Raw genomic sequence first — 21,545 nt, forward strand, 5'->3', positions numbered from 1 at the left:
TTTTTTACCATCATAACACGTACATAAGGAAACTTTTTCAAAATAGAGGGAACTGTTTTTTGGTTTTTGTTTTCAAACAACTCGTTTCTACCTTCATACAAAGGAGGCTGTTTGCGTATCCGCTCGTCGGAACAGGCATGGCTTCAACACGCTCAGCAGTTCAAGACAGATGGGATGGCCCCACTCGCAGTAGGCAACATGTTTCAGGCAGGCGGATACATATCAAGCAAAGGAAAATCGATTCGAATTCAAGCGTATGGCTACACAGATGTACTCGTCCGAACCCCTTAATTTCTATGCTTTCGAAACGCAATTTCGTAAAATTATTCAATTCCTTGTATTTGGAATTCAAAAAAAGATCAGACGTCAATTAATGCAAAATCATGACCTAAATAACGAAAAAAGAAGCGACAAATTATGGGTATGAATGTATACTGATGTGGAAGAAACTGATAGAAAGAGGTGCGGTCATGACAACTTTTCTCCCTTGTTCCGAGCGATTCACATATAAACGAAATTTACAGCGGCTCGCGGAGATCGATTTGCACCAGTCAGCCACATCTGAATTCTCGTTCACGCTGCGCGTCAGTAAGCAAGCGAAGCTGGCCGAGCCATTCCAACAAATCGATTCACTCGACTCGGCAGCGCTTTGGAAATGGTTCCCGAACGTCAAAGCCAAATACGACACGCAGCGCGACTGCCTCAAAGCGGCGACGTCTTGCCTGTCTGTCATGGTCATCAATTAATTTTTCAAACGAGGTGCTTCACGCGCCTCGTTTTTCTTTACAAGAAAACGCCTGCCCGATTTCAATTCGGACAGGCGTTTTTCGGTTTAGCGGACGGTCACATACACCGTCTGCGTACGCCCTTTCGGCGTCGTGAATTTGATGGTCAGGCGCGTGCCTGACTTTTGTGCCGCAATCGCGACCGGTGTCGATTTCGACGTCACCGTCTTCGTCGCGATCAGCGTCGTTCCGCGACGGACCGTAATCGTGCCGTAGTCGACGTTCGCGTTCACCGTAAGCGTGCGCATCGTACTCGTCGGGGCGGCGACCTTCATGACCGGGGTAAGACCCGCCTTCACGTTCACCGTCTGGACGAAGCGATAGACACCGCGTGTGCTGACGAGCGTGATCTTCGCCTTGAGCGGTTGCGGTGCCAAGCTCATGACGACACGACCCGTCGATGAGCTCTTGCCGCTCGCGACTTGTTTCGTCCCGTTCTGCAACGTGACGCGACTGTTCGGGAGCACCATGCCGACCCACGTCTTCTGTTCATCGTGGAGACGAATGTTGCTGAACGTCACTTGCGGGAGGGCGAGGCGTGTGTCGAGCTTTTGCCCGCCTCGTGTCAAGCGGACGAGGACGATGTCGCCCGGTTTTGCCGGCACCGTGAAGCGTGTCGATGAGACCGGTGTCGCCGTCGTCAACTTCCCGTTGATGAAGAATTGGAGCACAGCGCGCGTGTCACGACGGACGCTGACGACCGTATGTGTCGCCGTCATTGCGACGTCCGTCACTTCTAAAATCGTCGGACCGACCGCGGCGACTTGGTGCTCGATCGTCTTCGTCCGGTCGCCGGCTCGCATGACGACGCGCACGACGTCACCTGGCTGAAGCGACTTCTCGAGATGGAGCAGGCTTCCGCCGGTCCCGATTAACACGTCGTTGACGTAGTAGCTCGTCGTCACGAGGCGCGTCGTCGTCGTGACTCCGATTGACAAGTCCCCTGCCTCCGGTGTTTTACGCAACGTGAACTCAGGTTCGGCCCGTTCGAAAATCGTCAGCACTTTCTCGCTGCTCACAGGACCGCCAAACGGACGATAGTAGAACTGGACGCCTTTCGTGAGCGGGTCGACCGAGTCCGTCACCCGGAAATTCCCGTTTGCATCCGCTTGGACCGTCTCATAGTAGCTATGGTAACGCTCTTTCACGAACAGGCTGATCTTTCCGTGCGGGACTGTCTTGAAGGCGACGCCCGTCTCCGCATTGTCGCCGACGACCGTGATGTTCATGTCGAGCGGGATGCCGTCCGTCACAGTGAAGCGTTTTTGATAGGCGACGGTCGTACTGTCACTCGACGAGATAACGAGAGTGGTGCCTTTCACCAATCGGTCCGTCGGGATGTGGAATCGTCCGCCGGCATCGGCGCGGCCCGTGTACGTGACCGGCTGCCCGCCCGAGATGGCTTCAATCGTGATGTAGGCGCGCGGAGTCGATTCGCCGATCACCTCGCCGTCCATCCCATACTGCTGGACGGTGACGGTCCCTTCACGCTTCGTATGGAACGTGCCCGAGAACTTGACCCCTTTATACATCATGTTGTAAGACACTGACGTCGCATAGTTCGTCCGAAGCGGCGAAGAAATACCGGAATCGGTGTAGGTCGGCGTCAGGCGATCGAGCGGGATCATTCCTTCCGTGCCGTCGATCCGCGTCTCTTTCAAGAAAATCGGATACGACCGGTTGACGTATAACGTCGCATCCCCTGGCTCGTTCGCTTGTCGGTCGACGAACAGCTCGAGTTTCTGCGGGAGTTGACGATAGTCGGATAGCGCCATCCGTTCTCCGTCACTGAAGACGATTCGTTCAGGGAATACGTTCATCGATACCGCGACCGGATACGTCTTGACGTCCGCTGTCGCGACATCGTACACAGAGTACGCGCCGTTATGGAACCAATGAATCGCGCCATTCGTCATCGCATAGTTCGTGTACGATTCGTTCCGTGTCGTCAACGTAACGTTCCCGGTCACTTCATTATAAATATAGTGCGCTTGGTGATGGGCGTGCACCGTATAGATGGTGATATTTTCGAAAGCTAACGGCTTTTTGACAAGGACGCCTTGTTTGGGAAGCGTGCGGGTGAGGCGCGTCTCCCCCGTCTCAGCAGAAACGTGTTCGATTTGTTCCAAGTAGTCCGCTGCCGCAAGGACCGTCTTCCCATCCGCTGTCAGCGACACGTTCGATGTGCCGAGGTTCTTCTCCCAAATGACTTCGCGGTCGAACGTCGTCGCGACGGTTTTCCCGTCATTGAGATACCAGAACAGACGGTCGTTGCCGATATCGGCCCCGATGAGGCGATCGTTTTCCGGGAACGAGCTGACACGAACCGTCCCGTCTAAACCGACGACATAAAGCGTCGACGAACAGTCGGTGCAGCGCTCGGTGAAGACGAGATAGTCGCCTTCCGGGCTGGCAAACTGGTCAACCTGGGTGAAGCGGTTGAACGTGACGTCTCGGGTGAGCGGAATCCGCTCGCCTGTCGTCGTGTGATACAGCGCCTTCCCGTCGTTCAATAAGACGTAAGGACTGTTCGGGATGATTTGATGGGGCGGGAGCGGCTCACTGCCCGTCGCAGCGTTCGCGCTCGGCAAGGCGAGTCCTCCTACCATCAAAAAGAAAGCTAATAAAAAGATGATTCGATTCACGTATGTTTTCCTCTTTTCTTAAAATTATGGGAAATGATATTTTTTATTACAAAAAAAGTATAATTGCTTTTTTAGAAAAGGGGAATAGTTTTTTGTGCAAAAATACAGAAAAAACCGGCAGTGCCGAGGCACTACCGGTTTACAAGATGGCTCCGTCCGAAGACTTTGCTCTATTTAACCCTAAGGGAGGGTCAACGATTACTGAACGACTTTTACGTCGAACGATACTGGTGAAGAAAGGAGGTTCCCGTTCTTAGCAGAAGTTGTAATTTGTGGTACGACGATTGTAGCAGTACCTGAAAGGCGACCTTCTACAAGTGTGAGCTCCCCACCTTCGTACTTAAGACCAACCAAGTTTGTGACAACTGGTGCGATGTTAACTTCCACTCCGTTCGAGAGGATAGCGATATCTTTGTAGTCCATTGTCTTACCGAACTGGTCTACGACCGTTACAGCAGGAGCGAATGCGAACTTGTCGTCTTTGATTTGACCGAAGAGGAGGTCTTCCACTGTCAACGACTTGTTGAACTTAGTAGCAAAGTCAGAAGCGTCGATTGTACGCATCGCTGTGTTGACTTGTGCTTTCGTCGCTACAGAATCAGTGTTTGTGTAGTCCACTGAGTTTGTGTCAACTTGAACACCGTTCACGAGTGCTTTGATCGTTGCTTTACCTGAAGAAGCGAACTTCACAGCAGCGTCGGTGTTGAATTCAAGTACCCCGGTCGCATCAAGTTCATTGAAGAAAGCTTTATCTGTAGCTGAAGAGTAAGTTACAACATAGTCAACTTTAGCGTTGTCGACAGTTGTGATAACGTTGCCATACTTGTCAAGTCCACGGACTTCGAATGATACGAAATTATCATTCGCAGCTGGTTCGACATCTACGTCAGCATCAAGTGACGTGTTCTCTGATGTAAGAACGAGGTCGTAAGAAGCGACTGTTGCATCGAATTCAGATACTTTAACAGCGACTGACTTCGTGAATACCACTTTACCAGCGTTGTCTTTGAACGTGATCGTCACAGTAGCAGAACCGTTGCGACCCTCTTCTTTAACCGACACTTTGCCGTTATCGTCGAGTTTGACTGACGCCACGTTCGTGTTGCTCGATTTCACTTCAAGTGTACCAACTTTAGAAGTACCAAATTTAACGTCTCCATCAGCTTCGATGACTGCGCCGAATGCTTCTTTATACTGATCAAGGAATTTGACTTCTACAGTTTGTGGAGAGTCGACTTTACCAGATACATCTTTAGAATCGAAGCTGAGTGATGATTTTGTAAGTGTTGCATCAGCAATTTTAGAGTCAGCTACAACTGAGAATTCTACGATACGCTCGAAGTCGCCGCTCACAATTTTCACTTTAGCCGTTCCAGTTGCGTGAGCAGAGATGATACCGTCTTCAGATACTGTCGCGATTGCCGGTGTCAAGTTCGTGTACGTTGATGTTGCTTTCGTAAGAACTTGAATGTTACCAGACACGTCTTTCACGAAGACATCCAAGAATTGGTCCTTCTCAGAGAGTTTGATTGTCGTATCAAGTGTGCCATCTTTCTTAGCTTCCTTGTAAGCCGCTACAACTACCGGTGCTTTCGTGTCACCATCGTATGAAGAGATGTGAACGCCATCGAATGCTGCGATTTCTTGAGCACTAGATACAGTTACTTTCACAGCGCCTGTAGTTGCCAAGACTTTCGAACCGTCTACTGCTTTAACTTCAACGAAGAATGTGTTTGCAGATCCAGTAGTAGGTTCAGAATCGAAAACAAATTTTCCATCTGATTTTAAAACAGTTGAAGTTGAAGAAACTTCTAACTCTTTATTTGACAAGAGAACACCGTTTTTGTCTTTGACAACGAGGAAGTCGTAGATGTTTTCGCCATCAAGGAAGTTTGTTTTTGTGAGTGTGATTGAAGCAGCAGCAGCAACTTCGAACTCGAAGTCTTTTTCGATCGCAGTTGTCACTTCGCCAGATGGAACTGAGAAGTTGTTAACTGAAAGCGTGTACTCGCCACGGTCAACCAAGTCTGCGTTGAGTGTGAGAAGCAATTTAGACTTGTCGTCAGCGTCAACTGTTACTTTAGTAACGTAGCGGCCGTTGTTGAGTTTGAAGTCAGCAGCTTCAACGCCTGAAACTTCTTTGTTGAATTTCACTTCAAGTTGGTCAACTTTAACTGGCTTCACTGAGAATTCAGTAGCTTCAACTGTGAAAGCAGTTTCTTCAGTCATTACTTCACCAGACTTGATGACGAATGAGTGAGTTCCTGCAGGAAGAGCTGGAGTCTTAGCAGTCAACTTACCATCCTTGATTGTTGCAGCAACTGGGATTGCTTTAGAAGCGTCTTTGAATGGGTAGATGAGAACATCTGCCTTCGTATCTTCTTTAGCGTTTTCAACGTCAGCAGTTACAGAAAGAACTTCTTTCGCTTGATCGACTGAAGAAGCAACGTTTGAGAATGCAACTTCGCTTGCGACAACTGTGTAAGTCAAGAACGAAGTGATACGGTTACCGTTGTGGTTGTAAGAGATGAGGACTTTTTGCTCGCCTGCATCTTTCGTGTTGTAAGTTGAGCTCATTGTGAAACGCTCAGGAGCTTGTGTGTAAACTTTACCGTCGCGGTACATTACGCGAATCGATGGTTTCACAAGTTCAGAACCAGCTTCGACTTCACCGAGGTCTTGGTCAAGAACGTAGAGTGGGTAGTTACGAGCATAAAGTTTCTTGATGTAAGTCTTGCCATCAGAACCTTGGCCTTTAATTGTCTGCCATGTGTTGATTGCAGTTACGAGGTGTTTGCCCCATTTGATTTCTACACCTTTAGGCGTGTTAAGCGCGAGCGCTTCTTTGAACTTGCCGCCGAGTACGACCTCTGCTTTAAGTTCTACTGTTGAAGTTGAAGCTTCTGCTGCCATTACCGGAGTAAGAGCTGCTGCCGTCACAGCGAGTGCTGCTGACGCTTTGACTAACTTGAATGATTTCTTTGCCATCTTGTGTAAATCCTCCCTTTGGTATGTTGCGATTTTGCGCTACCAGCTTGCAAGCTACGCTCCCCCCACTAAACGATTCCATATGTATACGCCATTCGTTCGAACGACTTATGCAACCTGATCCTTTAGGTCTTGAGCTTCACTTAAACTGATAGGTACTTTTCAAGATGTGAATCTTGAACAATTTACCAAGTATGAACTTGGAAAACCTTACATCCATAATATACATAACGCTTCCAATCAGCACAAGCGTTTTTTTTCGCAAAAATGGGAATGATTTTGAATTTTGGAGTTTTAAAGATAATTAAGTATCGGTTTTACCTCTTTTACAAATGTCGAAAATCGTCGAAAAACGCCGATATAACGCCATTTCGACATCTTTCGATTAAATTAATCCTTTAAATGTATTTTATTTTACTTTTATTACCTCCTCATATAATTACCATGTCTAATTTTAGATTGTATCAAAATAAGGAATAAATTAACCCTTATTTTTACATTGACCAAACTTTTAAAACTGATTCAATAAGACTAGTTTGAAATTCAGGGAATGCATTTTGACTAGTCCGATTGCAAATTATACACAAAAAAAGCTACGAACCGGTTTGGTCCGTAGCTTATGAAAAACGTCTTTCTTCTATATTAGTAACCCGCGTATTGGAGCGATTGAATGAAGGCCCGTTTCTCGCCCCCGAGGAGCGCCCATTCGAATTCATACTCGTAGCCTTCGATGGTGATGACGATCCGGTTCTCTGGACGGACGTGTTGCTTAATGAACGCAATCATCTTCGCATCCGGAATGAACCAATACGTCTCGTCGACCGTTCCATCGTCGTACTCTATATAGTCGACATCGAACGGATCGATCGTATGGACGTACGATGCCGAACCGACACGGATACGGAGCTTCTCGAATTCGAGCGGCTCACCGTCTTCCGCATAGTACTGCAAGAGGAAGCCCATGCTCGCTTTCGTCGGGCGTTCGAAGAAGAACGGTGCGAACGTCTCGTTGTAACGAGTCGAACCATCCGCCGCGAACACTTCCTTATGAACGACGATACGATTTCCCTCTTCGTCACTGACACGGTGGAAGTTGTTGAAGAGTGCGTGTTGGACCGTGAGCGTCTCTGATGCGCTACGGTTGCCGGCACCGTCACGGACGACGAGCGACATCTTCTTGCCGAGCGGTTGTTTCGGGATCGGGAGAACGAACTTCCCTGTCGACATGACCGGGGCCGTGTACGCTTTCCCGTCGATCGTCACGATGACCGTCGCGAGCGGCTCTGCCGTTCCGGCAATCCCGTTCGAAAGCGTCGTGACCGCTTGCGTGAGGCGCGCCTTGCTCGGTGCGACCTTATCCGCTACGACCGTCGATTTGACGAGTTCGCTGATCGCACCGTTCGCCGTCTTCGCCTGCGCCGTCAAGACGGTACCGACTTTTTGAAGCGCGATGACACGGCGGTAGTTCCCGTTCGCGTCGAACGAGCCGTTGAACGTGCTGCCCCCGACCGTCACAGTGACGGCGAGTCCTGGTGTACCTTTCACTTCGATCGCACGAGCCGAGTTATCGACTGGATTGATGACCGGTGCCGCCGGACGTGCCGCCGGGTCTTCCGCGACGATGACGCGTGTCACGGCGCTTGCATTCCCGCTCGCATCGACTAAACGGACATCGATGACGCGGCCGACTGGTTGTGGGGACATCGTGAACACGGCTTCACCGTTCGTACGGATGACGCGCTCGTATGTTTTCCCAGCGACAAGGATTTCAGCTTTTGCACCGATCTCCCCTTGAATCGTGAGCGACGTCGACGTATGGAACGGTGCCGCTACGACCGGCGCAGCAGGTGCCGTCACGTCGGCGACAGTCGTCGTGTCTCCTTCAGCCGCGACGAACGTCGGTGTAAAGCCACCGATGACGAGTGTCCCGGCGAGGAAAAGCGCTAAGTATTTCGGTTGTTTCATTTTATGAATTCCTCCTAAATAATGTATCGAATTAGACAACAGCTTTATTTTAATGGATTTTTTTAAAAATAGGTACATAATTTTCTATTTTAGGTGCACATTTCTCTTCAGCACACAAAAAACATCTCCATCGCTGGAGATGCCTGATCACGTCTCGTGAATCATCGTCGCTTGTCCGCCTTGCCAGAGCCACGTATCCTGGTCTTTCACGTACAAGTGCAGTGCCCAGAATCGGCCCTCGTAAGCGTTCGTCCCAAGGATGAACCGCTCCTCGAGCAACAGTTGCACGACGGCGAGCTCACCTTTGATCGTCTCGTCGAACGTCACCGTCTCTTGGGCGATCCATTGAATGGCGGCCGGATCGACGAACTGATCTAAAAATGTCTCTTTATCGAACTGACGCCCGCTCGAGTCGACATAGCGGAATTCATCGTGCATGATGCCCCGCATCGCGTCAAGGTCGCCCGCCGTTTGAGACGCGGACCGGTCGTCAGAAAGTTGTTTCATGTTGAGTGTTTCCATAGCTGTACCTTCCTTTCACCGTACATCATAGCACAATTTCGTTCATTCGACCGAGCCGATTGCATCTGTCCTCGATCGCGTCCATCAGCGCGCCCCGGTGACGGTTCATTATGAATGGAGCATGATCAGCTTAAGTTCTTGGAATTTAATTTTCCCCGTCATCTCGTTCTCGATTGCCTATACATTCATCGGGAAACAGCAGACGGATCAGCAACTCTCGGATAGACCTTGACAATCTCACTTCATCCCGTTAAAGTAACGATAACATTATACGAACTCGCGATGAGAAAGAAGAGTAGCGCGAAGGAACGTCTCCAGAAAGCCGGTGGTCGATGCGAACCGGTGACGTGTCTCGCGTGAATGGGCTTTTGAGCGTTCAGACCGATACGTAGGCTCTGACGGGTCCTCCCGTTACCGAGGACAGCGAATGATCGTTCGCGATGAGTGGGGGAACTCCCCCAACGAAGGTGGCACCACGGGTCTCCCGTCCTTCATGTCTATTTAGACATGTCGGGCGGGGGACTTTTTTATTTGGAGGAGGAGATTACATGGAACAACTGATCATCAACGGCGACGAACTGACCCCGGTGGCCATCTTCCACCGGTTGCAAGGAGAACGAAAAATACTGCTCGAGAGCCGGGCTGAAGGCAAACACGGACGTTACTCGATCATCGCGGCAAATCCGGTCGAGACGATCCGTGTCGACGGCAACACCGTGACCGATGCAACGGGCACGACCCAGGCGGACGACCCGCTCGCCGTCTTATCCACATTGATCGAACGCGACACGGAAGACGCGCCCTACCCGTTCATCGGCGGCGCCGTCGGGTATATCGGCTACGACCTGCTGCGGACGTATGAGCCGATCCCGAACACGCCGACCGAGACGCGCGACTTGCCGGACGCGTTGTTCCAGCGCTATGAGACGGTCGTCTTATACGACCATCTCGAGGAGCGTGTCATCTTGATTGACACCGGCGACAGCGACGGAGCGGCCCGGCTCGAACAGTTGAAAATCGAGCTCGAGACGGCGAAGACGCATGAACTCGCGCCGGTCGTCCGAACGAGCGAACGGATCTTGACCGACAAGGACGCATTTATCGAGCGTGTCTTGAAAGCGAAAGAAGCAATCCTTGCCGGCGAGGTGTTCCAACTCGTGTTGTCGCAACGGATTGACGCGACGTTCACCGGTGACCCGTTCCACTTCTACCGGACGCTGCGAAAACTTAATCCGAGCCCGTACTTATTCTACATCGACCTCGGCGAAGCGATCGTCCTCGGGGCGTCGCCTGAGAGTCTCGTCCGTGTCGAAGGGAACCGCGTCTCGACGAACCCGATCGCCGGTACGCGCCCGCGCGGCAAGACCGTCGAAGAAGACATGCGCCACGCCGCCGACTTGATTGAAGACGAGAAAGAGCTGGCCGAACATCGGATGCTGCTTGACCTTGGCCGGAACGACATCGGCCGCGTCGCCAAAGTCGGCACCGTCACGATCCCGAAACAGATGGAAGTCGAGCGTTTCAAAAACGTCATGCATCTCGTCTCCGAAGTCGAAGGCGAACTGCGTGACGACTTGAACCCGATCGACGCACTTCGGGCCTGTCTCCCGGCCGGCACCGTCTCCGGGGCACCGAAGATTCGGGCGATGCAGCTGATCGATGAGCTAGAGACGGTGAAACGTGAAGTATACGCCGGGGCCGTCGGCTATCTCGACGTCCGGGGCGGCTTCGACTTCGCCCTCGCCATCCGGACGATGGTCGTCCAAAACGATACGGCGTACGTCCAAGCCGGGGCCGGCATTGTCTTTGACTCGGATCCGGTATCGGAATATGAAGAGACGCTGCATAAAGCCAAATCGTTACTGGAGGTGTTCGCATGATTTTACTGATCGATAACTATGACTCGTTCACGTATAACGTCTATCAAGACGTCGCTCGGTTCAGCGATGTCTCGGTCGTCCGGAATGACGAGCTGACGGTCGATGAAATTCGCGCCCTTAACCCGTCTGGCATCATCATTTCACCTGGTCCAGGGGGTCCGCGTGACGCCGGTGTCTCCCTCGACGTCGTCCGGCAGCTGTCGGGACAGATCCCAATTCTCGGCGTCTGTCTCGGTCATCAAGTCATTGCCGAGGCGTTCGGCGGCACAGTCGGACGGGCCCGGGAGGTCATGCACGGCAAGACGTCCGTGATCGAGACGACACCTGGTGCCTTGTTTGACGACGAGCCGATGGACGTCATGCGCTATCACTCGCTCGTCGTCCAAGCGACGGAACTCGCCGTGACGGCAACGACTGCGGACGGTGTCATCATGGCGCTCGAGCATCCCGAACATCCGACGTACGGCGTCCAGTTCCACCCCGAGTCGATCGGGACACCCGACGGACGGGACCTGTTCGAACGGTTCGTCGCGATTTGTCACACAAAAAGACCGAGGAACGTGTCCTCGGTCTGAGTGTCGAACTTCCGTACAATGATGAAGAAGTCTGATGCTACACATACGATGAATCATATGAACCAAGCGCGTCTTCGTTGAAATCGGAGATGCGCTTTTTCATGTCACTCACGTTCATAATTTGAAATATAACTCATCTATCCCTAAACATAGTCATACATTAAGAGAATGAGTATGTTTAATATTTTAAACTCATCATAAATAGGTTATATTATAGCTAAACATAGTCAAAAATTGATGAAATGAATATGTTTAATCAATTTTGATAATGAATGAGGGTGATTCTTATGCGAAATTACGATTATCAGTATTTAAGAAATCTCTCCTTGCCGATGGAGACCGTACGATTGATCGGCCACATCAATGAATACAAAGGCAAACAAGACCTGTATAAACAACAGGCGCCTCAAATTCTGAACACCTTGCGTGACGTGGCTGTCATCCAATCGACCAAGGCTTCCAATGCAATCGAGGGAATCGTCGTGACCGAGAGCCGCCTACACACCATCATGTCGAAGACCTCTGACCCGGCCGACCGCTCGGAAGCTGAAATTGCCGGATACCGGGATGTATTGAACTTGATTCATGCCTCAGCTCAGGACATCCCAATCAACCCGAACATATTGCTTCAGCTCCATAAAGAGCTCTACAAGTTTGTTCCGATTGAGGGCGGGAGATGGAAGAATGTCGATAATGAAATCAGTGAGACCTTCCCTGATGGCACGCGCCGGACGCGTTTCGTACCAGTCCCAGTCTTTGAGACCCCAGCGGCTGTCCAGGCCTTATGTGACAGTGTAAAAGAACGTCGGCAAAATGAAGACGTCGATTCGCTCATCTTGACGAGTATGTTCATCCTCGACTTTTTATCCATCCATCCGTTCAATGACGGGAACGGACGAATCGCCCGTCTTTTAACCTTGTTGATGCTCTATCAATTCGGCTTCGAGGTCGGTCGCTATATTAGTCTCGAGAAGATTGTCGAGGAACGAAAAGAAGATTACTATGAATCCCTACGATTGTCCTCAATCGATTGGCATGAGAATCAACAAGACCCTTTTCCATGGATTCATTATCTGTTGAGCGTGATTCTTGCCGCATATAAAGAGCTAGAAGATCGTGTAGGACTCGTCACGTCAGGAAGTCAAAGTAAGAGTAGTCGGATCAGACGATTCGTAGAAGGGAGAATCGTACCGTTTACCAAGTCGGATATCCGAAGCGCCTGCCCCGACATTAGTGAGGCGACCATCAACCGTGTCCTTCGGGAATTGCGGGATGAAAGGGAAATCGCTCCGTCTGGACTCGGCCGGAGTGCGAAATGGATTAAGCAATAATTCTTCCGAGACATGTTTTTTAGTAAAGACCGTCAAAGTGAAAAGAATGTATGTATTGTTGGCTCTTTGTGATGCGACTCTCGAATGCCGAGGAACGCGGACTGATGAAAATCGAAGTGATTGAAGACCCAAGATTCATCGGTGATTTACACTATTATGTACACGTGAAAAATGAACATCAGATGGAGCTCTTTCTCGAGGATGTCCCGCCCAACTCAAAGAAATTGATTCGAGACGAAGGACGATTCTATGATTATTTATTAGAAGAATGGACTGATGTCAAAGGCTCAATTGAAGTATTCAATAATTTGAATTTAGGCATTCACCGTGAAGACAAGTGGTCAAACGATTGAACATAAAGGAGAATCAAAATGAATCTATTTGAATACATCAGTCTGTCTGCAACCGCATGGTTTATGGGGTTCTTCCCTATGTTCGAAATCTATTTAGCCATCCCGAGTACGATGTTACTAGGTCTCGACGGCGTCTCTGCCGTCCTTTGGGCCGGGCTTGGTAACTTCTTGCCGGTTCCTCTGCTCGCTTATTTTTACGATTGGCTTCATCGATTCAAACGTCTTAGTGGCTGGTTAGACCGCCTAGAGAAACACCGTTTTAGTCATTTAATGCGCGAACATGGCAGTTGGTCCATCATCCTCGTCACGCCTCTATTAGGATCATGGGTAGTTGGCGTGATTGGTCATTCGATTGGGATGAGGCGCTCTACACTTCTCATCTATTCAGCCATCAGTATATTCGGGTATGGCGTGTTAATAGCTTGGCTCACCTCAAAAGGGATCGAGTTCACAATCTGAGGCATGCCTGACGTCCATAGCAAATGAAAAAGAGTGCTGACTCATTCTGTTTTCGAATGAATCGGCACCCTTTTTTTGATTGCACGAGATTGCTCAATCGTTATCCTTTGCCTGAAGAAGAGATCGTGTTTTTGTCTCTTTCTGCTAAAAACTCATCCAACTGAAAGTCATGCTTGTCGAGCATAATTTGATCGCGTGCGATGCCTCGCTCACGTAGTGTCGCGATCGTCTCCCGCAAGAAGTCGTCGCTCCCAACGATGTAATACAAACCATCCTGATCGGTCGCGAGCATCTCGACCGCCGCGTAATAATCTGAACGATTGGCGACAAACTCTGCCGTGAAGCTGTTTGATGACGTAAATACGTCGTTGAATAGATAGTTCGCTGACGTGTCGACGTTCAACGAATGGAGATGCGGGATACCTGCCCCATTCTGTAAGTATTCGAGTACGATCGGGCGGAACGTCGCGAGCCCGACGCCAGCCGACAGCAGGTAGACGTTCTTCCCGTCACGCTGGAGCGGGACGTTCGAATGTGTCTTGAAGATGGCGACTTGTTCGCCAATCTTCATATCACGCAAGATCGACTTGAACTCGGAGCACTCTCGCTTGATCCGTGTCGTGATACCGATCGCGCCTTCACGCGGCAACGTCGAGATCGACATGTGGCGAATCAAGCTCCGGTTCGGTCTGTCTTCTTTGTTGAACCCTTCTAAAGCGAAGTGGGTATGCGCCCCCTCGTCCCACGTGAATCCGTCGGGCAGCTCGAGTTGGAACGTGTATGTATCCGGCGCTTCGTTCACGATTTTCAGGATTGGCGTCCAGTAAATTTGCATCGTCGTCACTCCTTCCTTCTATTAATAGACCGCAATCGGTCCGTATGGTCCTTGAATGATTTCAAGCTTCGTCTCGAAGATATCGGATAGCGTCTCGGCGACCATGATCTCATCAACCGTACCGAAGGCGGCGATCTTGCCGTCTTTCATCGCACAAATCCGGTCCGAGTACTTGGCCGCGAAGTTGATGTCGTGGAGCACGGTGACGATCGTCCGGCCGAACTCGTCGGCGACGTGGCGCAAGTACTCCATCATCTGGACCGAGCGGGCGATGTCCAAGTTGTTGAGTGGCTCGTCGAGCAACACGTATTCCGTCTCCTGACAGAGCACCATCGCGACGTAAGCGCGTTGGCGCTGACCGCCCGACAGTTCATCGAGGTAACGGTGCTCCAAACTCGTCAAGTCGAGGAAGTCGATATATTTCGAGATGATGCGCTCGTCCTCTTGCGTCAACCGCCCTTTTGAGTACGGGAAACGGCCGAACCCGGCGAGTTGTCGTACGGTGAGACGCGTCACGAAATGGTTCTCTTGCCGTAAGATCGTGATGATTTTCGCCAAGTCTTTCGATTTCGTGCTCGACACGTCCATCCCTGCGACTTGGATCTGTCCTTCGTCCAAGTTGAGCAGACGGCCAATCATCATGAGCGTCGTCGACTTGCCGGCCCCGTTCGGACCAATCAACGACGTGAATCCAGCTTTCGGGATTTGAAGGTCGAGCGGCCCGATCTGGACGTCGTCCGTATACGATTTTTTTACTTGCTCGATTTGTATCATAGGGACCCCTTCCTTAATATCACCGCTAAGAAAATCACACCGCCGAACAATTCGATGATGACGGACACGACACTCGGTGCATTGAAAATGTGATAAATAAAAAAATATGCGCTCGTCAGTACGAAGAAGCCAAGCGCGAACGCCATCGGGAAGACGTATTTATGGTCATACGTCGCCGCGACCTGATAACTGAGCGTCGCGACCAAGAAGCCGAAGAACGTCAGCGGTCCGATCAAGGCCGTCGACACTGACATTAAGAGCGAGATGAGTATAAGCGTATAGATGACGCTTTGGCGATGGTTCACCCCGAACGACGTCGCCATGTCTTTCCCGAGCGCGACGATGTTCAACTGGTTCGAGAACAAGTAAAGCAAGACACCGACGACCACAACGATCGGGATGACGATTGGGAAGTAGGCGGCGTCCGCATTCGTCACCGAACCGAACAGACGCGCCTGCAACAGATCAAACTCGGACGGTGCGAGCATGCGGCGCATGAACGTCGACACCGAGTTCAACCCGGTCCCGATGATGATCCCGATGAGGAGCATCAGTTGGAGGTTGGCGTATTTTCCCGATAACAGCCAGCCGTACAACAGAAGACTCATCAGCACCATGACGGCAACTTGGCTCAAAAACGCACCCGTCCCGCTGAAACCGACCAAAGCCCCAGCCCCGAAGAAGAAGATCATACTCGTTTGAATCGTTGAATAGAGCGCGTCAAACCCAAGTAAGGACGGAGTGATGATGCGGTTGTTCGTCACCGAGTGAAACGCGACGGTCGCGAGACTTTGACAAAGTGCCGCAATCGCCATCGTGATGACGGCGACGACACGGCGCTCGACGACCGGCATGAATGACGGTGAGTCGAACGGGACCGGATTGTTGTAGACGAGAAGACCGAACGCGCATAACAGACCCCCAATAATGAAAGCGATGAGGAACACCCAATAGCGGCGTTCTTCTTTTTTTGAGCGAAACGCAGACGCGCTCCGCTCTTTCCCGCTTAGCGGACGAACGTCTTCTTCGTAAGTTTCTCTCTCCATGACCGTACTCATCGTACACCTCCCGTCTTCCGTTGTCGCAACAGAATCGCGATGAACACGACCGAGCCGACCGTCCCGAGAATGAGTGACACCGGCAACTCGAACGGCATGATGATCGTCCGGGAGATCAAGTCACTGACAAGGATCGCCCCCATCCCGATGACACACACCCACGGCAAGTTGCTGCGGAGGTCGTCACCGCGGAACATCGAAACGAGGTTCGGGACGATCAAGCCGAGGAATGGCAAGTTACCGATGACGGTCGCGACGACCCCGACCGATAACGCAATCAAGCCGGTTGCGATCAACATCAATAAGTTGTAGTTGACGCCAAGGCTCGTCGCAATATCTTCCCCGAGTCCGACGAGCGTCAACCGGTTCGCGAGTAAGAAAATAAAGAACGTGGCGATGATGATGAGCCATAAGTATTCATAACGTCCGACTTGGACCGAGGCGAACGAGCCGACGAACCAGCCTTCGAGCGTCTGGCTAGCCCGGAAGAACAATCCAAGAAACGTCGACACGGCCGAGACGACCGCCCCGAGCATGAGTCCGATAATCGGGACGATTAAGGACGAACGAAGTTTGACCGACCGTAAAAACCAAAAGAATACCATCGTTCCGATAAACGAGAATACGATTGCTCCCGTCATACGCATCATGAGTGACGGTGCCGGGACTAACAAGTAGACTGCCAACAACCCGAGACCAGCCCATTCAATCGTGCCGGTCGTCGTCGGTTCGACCAATCGGTTTTGCGTGATCAACTGCATAACGAGCCCCGCCATCGCCATTGCGGCACCAGTCAACATGAGCGCGACCGTCCGCGGGACCCGCGTGATCCAAAACATATCGAAGCCGTCCGCTTTACTAATGTCGTATACACCGGTGAAGAGCGATAGAATCGCAAGCATCAGGACGACGAGCATGGCAAAGATGAACGACTTCGTCCAAATGTTAGAAAAGGAGGGTTGAGCACTCGTCTCAACCCTGTCTAGTATTGGATTTTGCACAACGTGACCCCGTTACTTCGCGAGCGCTTTTGCGACGCTCTCAAAGAATTCCGAGTACGTTTGAATCGATTCGTTCAAGTACGTGTCTTTCGGTGTGTAGACGATTTGGTCTTCCTTGACGGCTGTCGTCTTTTGAAGTGCAGGTGCGTTATCGATGACGTCTTCAGCCGGGACTGCGCCTTCCGCGTCAGCGAGCGGTGCGTCGCGGTCAAGTACGAACAACCAGTCCGGGTTGCTCTCGGCGATCGCTTCGACCGATACTTCGTCGCCTTGGTGGTCGCCTGTCGTCTTCTCGACTTCTAGTGCTGGCACCCAGCCGAAGATGTCGTACATCGGTCCGAATACGCGGCCGCTGATTGGAGCTGAGAATCCGATGTCGCCACCTGAGACGATGACCGACATAATCGTGTCTTCGCCGTCATAAGCTGTTTTCGCGTCTTCGATTGATTGCCCGAGGTCAGCGACCATGTCTTCCGCTTCTTCGTTTTTGTCGAAGATTTGACCGAGCGTGAGTGTCGTGTCTTCAAGTCCTTGGACTAAAATCTCACCCGGTGTGCCTGAATCTTCCGGTAGTTCGATGTTCAAGTCGATAACAGCCGCATTCGGGACCAACTTTTTGATGTCCTCGTAGTAGTCGGCGAAACGTTGACCGACGATGACGACGTCCGGATCGACTCCGGCGATCGCTTCTAAGTTCGGCTCGAAGTGCATGCCGACGTCGACGATGTCTTCGTCTTTGACGTATGGTGACTCAGCCGGCATCAAGCCGACCGGCGCCGCCGCGAGTTCGACGTCCCACTCTGCGAGCGTCTCGAACGTCCGGTTGTCGAGTGCGACGACCGTCTCCGGGTTGACCGGTACTTCGATCTTGCCATGGGCGTCCGTGATCTCGACCGTCTTCGGTGTCGCTTCCGCTTCCGCGTTGCCCGTATTTTTCGCCTCATTCTCGTTCCCGCACGCCGCGAGTAACAAGACGAGCGATGTCGCCATGATTGATGCTTTCAATTTCCCCACTTTTTCCATCTCCCTATATGTATTGAGTACGCTGACAACCTTCTCAATCGAACGGCATCCCGGTTGTTGGTTTTGTCTATGTAAGTCACAGGAATACTTTCTCATTGATAATGATTATCATTGTCGTTTTCATTGAGAAGCATAGCAAACAAAAAAAGGATGCGCAATGCCAAAATTTCAAAAAGAGATTGGAAATATTTTTCCTACTATCTAACGCAAAATAAAAAGAAAGTGGTGCTCGACCACTTTCTGAAAGGTTAGGTTTCAGGTTCTCTTGTCTCGTTTTCGTTTGAGAATGCTGTAGATATTTGATCATTTTCCTAAGCTTCTGTGTTTGCGTTCGCTTTTTCTGTCGACACCCGTATATAACTCGGCACAGTTGCGACCGGACTCATCGTGCTCGGTGTCATCGTCATGAATTTCGGGAAAACGAATACGGTACACGGCTAACGTTTTTAGAAAGGAGTGACGCGAATGCTCGCACCATTGATCGAAGAGAAAGAACGACTTTTATTGACGACTGAAGTTCGGACGTCGCCCGAGCGATTGCGTGAACTTTTGACCGAAGATTTTTTTGAAATCGGGAGCTCCGGTCGCGTCTTATACAAAGAAGACGACACGAATACGATGGACCTTGGAGAGATTGACATCACACTGTCCGACTTCAACCTCGAAGTCATCCGCGACGATGTCGTGCTCGCTACGTATCGAACCGAAAATCACGCGACTGAGAAGACCGCTCTCCGCAGCTCGATTTGGGTCAGGATTGACGGCGTATGGAAAATGCGATTCCATCAAGGGACACCTGCACAATAACGATAGATAGGGCGCGCCGATTTAAGCGCCCCCTTTTTTTTCTATTCACCCTACCATTTATTTTGCTCACCCGCCTTGTCCGGATGTCCTATAATTCACGTATGAATGACACCAAAAGAGAGGGTCGACAAAATTGAATACATATAGCACACGCAACCACCTTGAACCGGTCATGCGACGACCGAGAGCCACGTTAGAAGAGAAGTTAGCGCTTATGGAGTCACGCCGAAAGAAATTGATGTTCGAGCCGACGATCCCGCTTCGATCCATCCGCAAAAGACGACCCACCGTCACTGTCACGTTCTCCGTCGGTGGCTTCGGTGTCCACAACGAGTCCACGTTGACGTTCTTTGAAGACGGGTCGGTCAAACGAGAAGTGATTTGGCGCGAAGATTACGACTTGAGCGTAGCAATCCCAAGCTCAGGTTGGTACGAGAAGGAGGATGTGATACGCGTCCACGAACGATTCGTCGCCCTCTCCTCACATCGTTGGCCTGAAGTGTTTGAAGAAAAAGGATATTACACCACCGATGGGACGCAGTGGAGCCTCGTTGTGAAACGTCTCGGGAAACTGATCCATCAGCATTCCGGCAGCAACGCCTACCCATCAAGCTGGAAAGCCGTCACGGAACTGTTCGGCATCTCGTGAACCGACAAAAGGAGCACCCACTTGGGCGCTCCCTTTTCTCATATCGCCTGAATCATCTCGACCCGATTGCCGAACGGGTCGCGGAACTCGAACCGGTCAAAGCCAGGGATTGGAATCCCTTCAAGCCGCTCGATTCCTTCTGCTTCGAGTTTCCGTCCCCACTCCTCTAAATCGGTCACCGTATAGGCGACATGTGCTTTCGTTTTCAGCCGATCGACCCCGTCCTCGGTACCGACATGGACGCTTCGGTCGCCGACTTGAAGCCAAAACCCGCCTCGTCCTTGAAGCGACTCCGGTTTGTCGATTTCATTCAAGCCGAGCACGTCGCAATAAAACGCGCGTGCTGTCGTTTCTTCACCTTTTGGGATCGTGATTTGGACGTGATGGATGCCTATGATCATGTCGTTTTCCCCTTCCGATACGTCAATCCGATAAACTGTAGTTTTTGGTTGAACAGACGCGGATACGCCATATAGCCGACCATGACGGCCGAAATCGTCGCCGTCGTCAAAATGAGGAACAAGATGAGCAGTTGGTACAACACCGCCTCCATCGGGTCGGCGCCGCCGATGATAAGGCCGCTCATCATGCCCGGAAGCTGGACGAGCCCCATCGTCTTTTGCGCCTCGACGGTCGGGATCATACTCGTCCGGATGGCGTTCTTCAAGCTCCGCTCGATTGCGATTTTCGGTGCCCCGCCCATCGACAGGATGAGCTCGATGACCTCGTCGCTCCGTTCGACCTCGTCTTTGAACTTGTTCAAAAACAGGAGTGACAACACCATACAGTTGCCGATGACCATACCGCTGATTGGAATGATTTTCTCCGGCTCGAACGGGATGATGCCGAGCCCGAGCATGAGCCCCATCGTCAGCGATTCGACCGTGACGAGTGTGAGGACGATCATCCAGGTGATGCCAGGGATGCCGTCCCCTTTTTTGATGATATTTTGCGTCGCCGCGCCAATCATGAGGAGGATCATGAGCAGCATGAACACCGGGTTATCGCTCTCGAAGACGAACGTCAAAATGTAGCCGATCAACAACAGTTGAATGATCGAGCGTACCGTCGCGATGACGATGTCACGCTCGAGACCGAGCTTCAAAAATAACGCCAACCCGAGCGGAATCGCCACGAAAATCAAGGAAGTCATCAGTTCGATGAACGTCATAGCTCTTCCCCCCTGACGAAACGTCCGATCATCGGATTGTCCGACTCGTCGATGAACGACGCGTCTCCGAACTCAATCAATTCCCCGTTCCGTAAAAACCACATGTCGTCACTGACCCGTCTCGCTTGATCGAGGTCGTGGGTGATCCAAATGACGGTGACCCCGAAATCTTTTTGAAGTCGCACGATCAAATGCTCGATCTCTTTCACCGTCCGGTAGTCGAGGCTCGACGTGATCTCATCTAACAGCAAGACGTCCGGTTTATTGACGAGCGTCCGGGCGATGGCGACCCGGCTCCGCTCCCCGCCCGACAACGTCTTGATCGGTTGGTCGAGCGAGATGCCGTCCAAGTCGACTTTTCCGAGCAGCTCTGTCGCTTTAGCCCGGTCGAGCGTCTCCCCGAAAATCGCTTTCGGCAAATTCAAATTGTCGTACACCGTCCCGTCGATCATCGGGGCGCTTTGGAACGCCATGCCGATCTGTTTCCGGAGCGCGATGACATCGATATCGCGGATGTTCTCGCCTTTGAAATAAATGTCGCCCGCGTCCGGCGACAGTAGCCCGTTAATATGTTTCAGGCACGTCGTCTTGCCGGCGCCGCTCGGTCCGACGAACGTCGTGATCCGGCCTTCGCGGAAGTGGCCGGTGATGTTATGTAGGATGTCGTTATGACTGACCCCAATGAATTCGATAATGTGCATGTGCCTTCAATCCTTTCTCGATC

21 protein-coding genes and 1 other annotated feature are annotated in these 21,545 nt (G+C 51.3%); of the genes, 9 read left to right on the forward strand and 12 right to left on the reverse strand.

Translation table 11 applies throughout. The features are described from left to right. The first annotated feature begins 111 nt into the window (after nucleotides 1-111). Together EVJ26_RS06285 and EVJ26_RS06290 are read left to right on the forward strand one after the other, a co-directional pair. Nucleotides 112-291, forward strand: coding sequence for a hypothetical protein (locus EVJ26_RS06285; protein ID WP_131470089.1), 180 nt, complete (start codon nucleotides 112-114; stop codon nucleotides 289-291). Nucleotides 292-470: 179 nt separating this feature from the next. Next, complete coding sequence (locus EVJ26_RS06290; RefSeq protein ID WP_070328525.1) at nucleotides 471-746, forward strand: hypothetical protein; 276 nt, start codon at nucleotides 471-473, stop codon at nucleotides 744-746. 86 nt (nucleotides 747-832) lie between these two features. Here the strand turns inward: EVJ26_RS06290 and EVJ26_RS06295 are convergent, their stop codons facing one another. From EVJ26_RS06295 to EVJ26_RS06310, 4 genes are all read right to left on the reverse strand, one after another. Further along, nucleotides 833-3,430, reverse strand: coding sequence for a hypothetical protein (locus EVJ26_RS06295; RefSeq protein ID WP_131470090.1), 2,598 nt, complete (start codon nucleotides 3,428-3,430; stop codon nucleotides 833-835). Between the two features lie 198 nt (nucleotides 3,431-3,628). Then, nucleotides 3,629-6,418, reverse strand: coding sequence for a hypothetical protein (locus EVJ26_RS06300; protein WP_131470091.1), 2,790 nt, complete (start codon nucleotides 6,416-6,418; stop codon nucleotides 3,629-3,631). Between the two features lie 642 nt (nucleotides 6,419-7,060). Next, nucleotides 7,061-8,383, reverse strand: coding sequence for an Ig-like domain-containing protein (locus tag EVJ26_RS06305; protein WP_131470092.1), 1,323 nt, complete (start codon nucleotides 8,381-8,383; stop codon nucleotides 7,061-7,063). Nucleotides 8,384-8,530: 147 nt separating this feature from the next. After that, complete coding sequence (locus EVJ26_RS06310; protein ID WP_131456465.1) at nucleotides 8,531-8,905, reverse strand: nuclear transport factor 2 family protein; 375 nt, start codon at nucleotides 8,903-8,905, stop codon at nucleotides 8,531-8,533. 273 nt (nucleotides 8,906-9,178) lie between these two features. After that, nucleotides 9,179-9,400, forward strand: a binding site (T-box leader). A gap of 53 nt (nucleotides 9,401-9,453) precedes the next feature. Between EVJ26_RS06310 and trpE the strand changes: the two genes are divergently transcribed. From trpE to EVJ26_RS06335, 5 genes are all read left to right on the forward strand, one after another. Next, on the forward strand, nucleotides 9,454-10,785 hold the full coding sequence (trpE, locus tag EVJ26_RS06315; protein ID WP_131456463.1) for an anthranilate synthase component I: 1,332 nt from the start codon (nucleotides 9,454-9,456) through the stop codon (nucleotides 10,783-10,785). Continuing rightward, the gene (locus EVJ26_RS06320) at nucleotides 10,782-11,360 is read left to right on the forward strand and encodes an anthranilate synthase component II (RefSeq protein ID WP_131470093.1); all 579 of its coding nucleotides are present in this window, start codon (nucleotides 10,782-10,784) and stop codon (nucleotides 11,358-11,360) included. The genes trpE and EVJ26_RS06320 overlap by 4 nt, the downstream gene beginning before the upstream one ends. A gap of 287 nt (nucleotides 11,361-11,647) precedes the next feature. Beyond that, nucleotides 11,648-12,691 (forward strand): Fic family protein, encoded by a 1,044-nt coding sequence (locus EVJ26_RS06325; protein WP_236635517.1) that lies wholly within the window; start codon nucleotides 11,648-11,650, stop codon nucleotides 12,689-12,691. Between the two features lie 104 nt (nucleotides 12,692-12,795). Further along, on the forward strand, nucleotides 12,796-13,044 hold the full coding sequence (locus tag EVJ26_RS06330) for a hypothetical protein (protein WP_131470095.1): 249 nt from the start codon (nucleotides 12,796-12,798) through the stop codon (nucleotides 13,042-13,044). An 18-nt stretch (nucleotides 13,045-13,062) separates the two neighbouring features. Beyond that, nucleotides 13,063-13,503 carry a small multi-drug export protein gene (locus tag EVJ26_RS06335; RefSeq protein WP_070328512.1) on the forward strand — a complete coding sequence of 147 codons (441 nt, stop codon included), beginning with the start codon at nucleotides 13,063-13,065 and terminating at the stop codon, nucleotides 13,501-13,503. A gap of 100 nt (nucleotides 13,504-13,603) precedes the next feature. On the opposite strand, the gene EVJ26_RS06340 is transcribed toward EVJ26_RS06335, so the two are convergent. From EVJ26_RS06340 to EVJ26_RS06360, 5 genes are read right to left on the reverse strand one after another with little or no spacing between them, the layout of a single operon-like run. After that, on the reverse strand, nucleotides 13,604-14,338 hold the full coding sequence (locus tag EVJ26_RS06340) for an FAD-dependent oxidoreductase (RefSeq protein WP_131456455.1): 735 nt from the start codon (nucleotides 14,336-14,338) through the stop codon (nucleotides 13,604-13,606). A gap of 21 nt (nucleotides 14,339-14,359) precedes the next feature. Further along, the gene (locus tag EVJ26_RS06345) at nucleotides 14,360-15,112 is read right to left on the reverse strand and encodes an iron ABC transporter ATP-binding protein (protein WP_131456453.1); all 753 of its coding nucleotides are present in this window, start codon (nucleotides 15,110-15,112) and stop codon (nucleotides 14,360-14,362) included. Continuing rightward, the gene (locus EVJ26_RS06350) at nucleotides 15,109-16,170 is read right to left on the reverse strand and encodes an iron chelate uptake ABC transporter family permease subunit (RefSeq protein ID WP_131456451.1); all 1,062 of its coding nucleotides are present in this window, start codon (nucleotides 16,168-16,170) and stop codon (nucleotides 15,109-15,111) included. Before EVJ26_RS06350 ends, EVJ26_RS06345 begins: the two co-directional genes overlap by 4 nt. Then, nucleotides 16,167-17,171, reverse strand: coding sequence for an ABC transporter permease (locus EVJ26_RS06355; protein ID WP_131456449.1), 1,005 nt, complete (start codon nucleotides 17,169-17,171; stop codon nucleotides 16,167-16,169). The genes EVJ26_RS06350 and EVJ26_RS06355 overlap by 4 nt, the downstream gene beginning before the upstream one ends. Nucleotides 17,172-17,183: 12 nt before the next feature. Then, a complete protein-coding gene (locus tag EVJ26_RS06360) occupies nucleotides 17,184-18,185 on the reverse strand; it encodes a siderophore ABC transporter substrate-binding protein (protein ID WP_370253600.1) in 1,002 nt (333 codons plus the stop codon). 474 nt (nucleotides 18,186-18,659) lie between these two features. On the opposite strand from EVJ26_RS06360, the gene EVJ26_RS06365 reads away from it, so the two are divergent. Next, nucleotides 18,660-19,001, forward strand: a complete 342-nt coding sequence (locus EVJ26_RS06365; protein ID WP_070328502.1) for a nuclear transport factor 2 family protein — start codon at nucleotides 18,660-18,662, stop codon at nucleotides 18,999-19,001. A 133-nt stretch (nucleotides 19,002-19,134) separates the two neighbouring features. Then, nucleotides 19,135-19,650, forward strand: a complete 516-nt coding sequence (locus EVJ26_RS06370) for a hypothetical protein (RefSeq protein ID WP_131470097.1) — start codon at nucleotides 19,135-19,137, stop codon at nucleotides 19,648-19,650. 38 nt (nucleotides 19,651-19,688) lie between these two features. On the opposite strand, the gene EVJ26_RS06375 is transcribed toward EVJ26_RS06370, so the two are convergent. From EVJ26_RS06375 to EVJ26_RS06385, 3 genes are read right to left on the reverse strand one after another with little or no spacing between them, the layout of a single operon-like run. Next, a complete protein-coding gene (locus EVJ26_RS06375; protein WP_131470098.1) occupies nucleotides 19,689-20,051 on the reverse strand; it encodes a VOC family protein in 363 nt (120 codons plus the stop codon). Continuing rightward, complete coding sequence (locus tag EVJ26_RS06380; RefSeq protein ID WP_070328499.1) at nucleotides 20,048-20,821, reverse strand: ABC transporter permease; 774 nt, start codon at nucleotides 20,819-20,821, stop codon at nucleotides 20,048-20,050. The genes EVJ26_RS06375 and EVJ26_RS06380 overlap by 4 nt, the downstream gene beginning before the upstream one ends. Further along, complete coding sequence (locus EVJ26_RS06385; RefSeq protein WP_131468875.1) at nucleotides 20,818-21,522, reverse strand: ABC transporter ATP-binding protein; 705 nt, start codon at nucleotides 21,520-21,522, stop codon at nucleotides 20,818-20,820. The genes EVJ26_RS06380 and EVJ26_RS06385 overlap by 4 nt, the downstream gene beginning before the upstream one ends. Between the last annotated feature and the right edge of the window lie 23 nt (nucleotides 21,523-21,545).

Origin of the sequence: Exiguobacterium sp. SH3S1 (genome assembly GCF_004337105.1) — a bacterium.
GTDB lineage: Bacteria > Bacillota > Bacilli > Exiguobacteriales > Exiguobacteriaceae > Exiguobacterium > Exiguobacterium aurantiacum_A.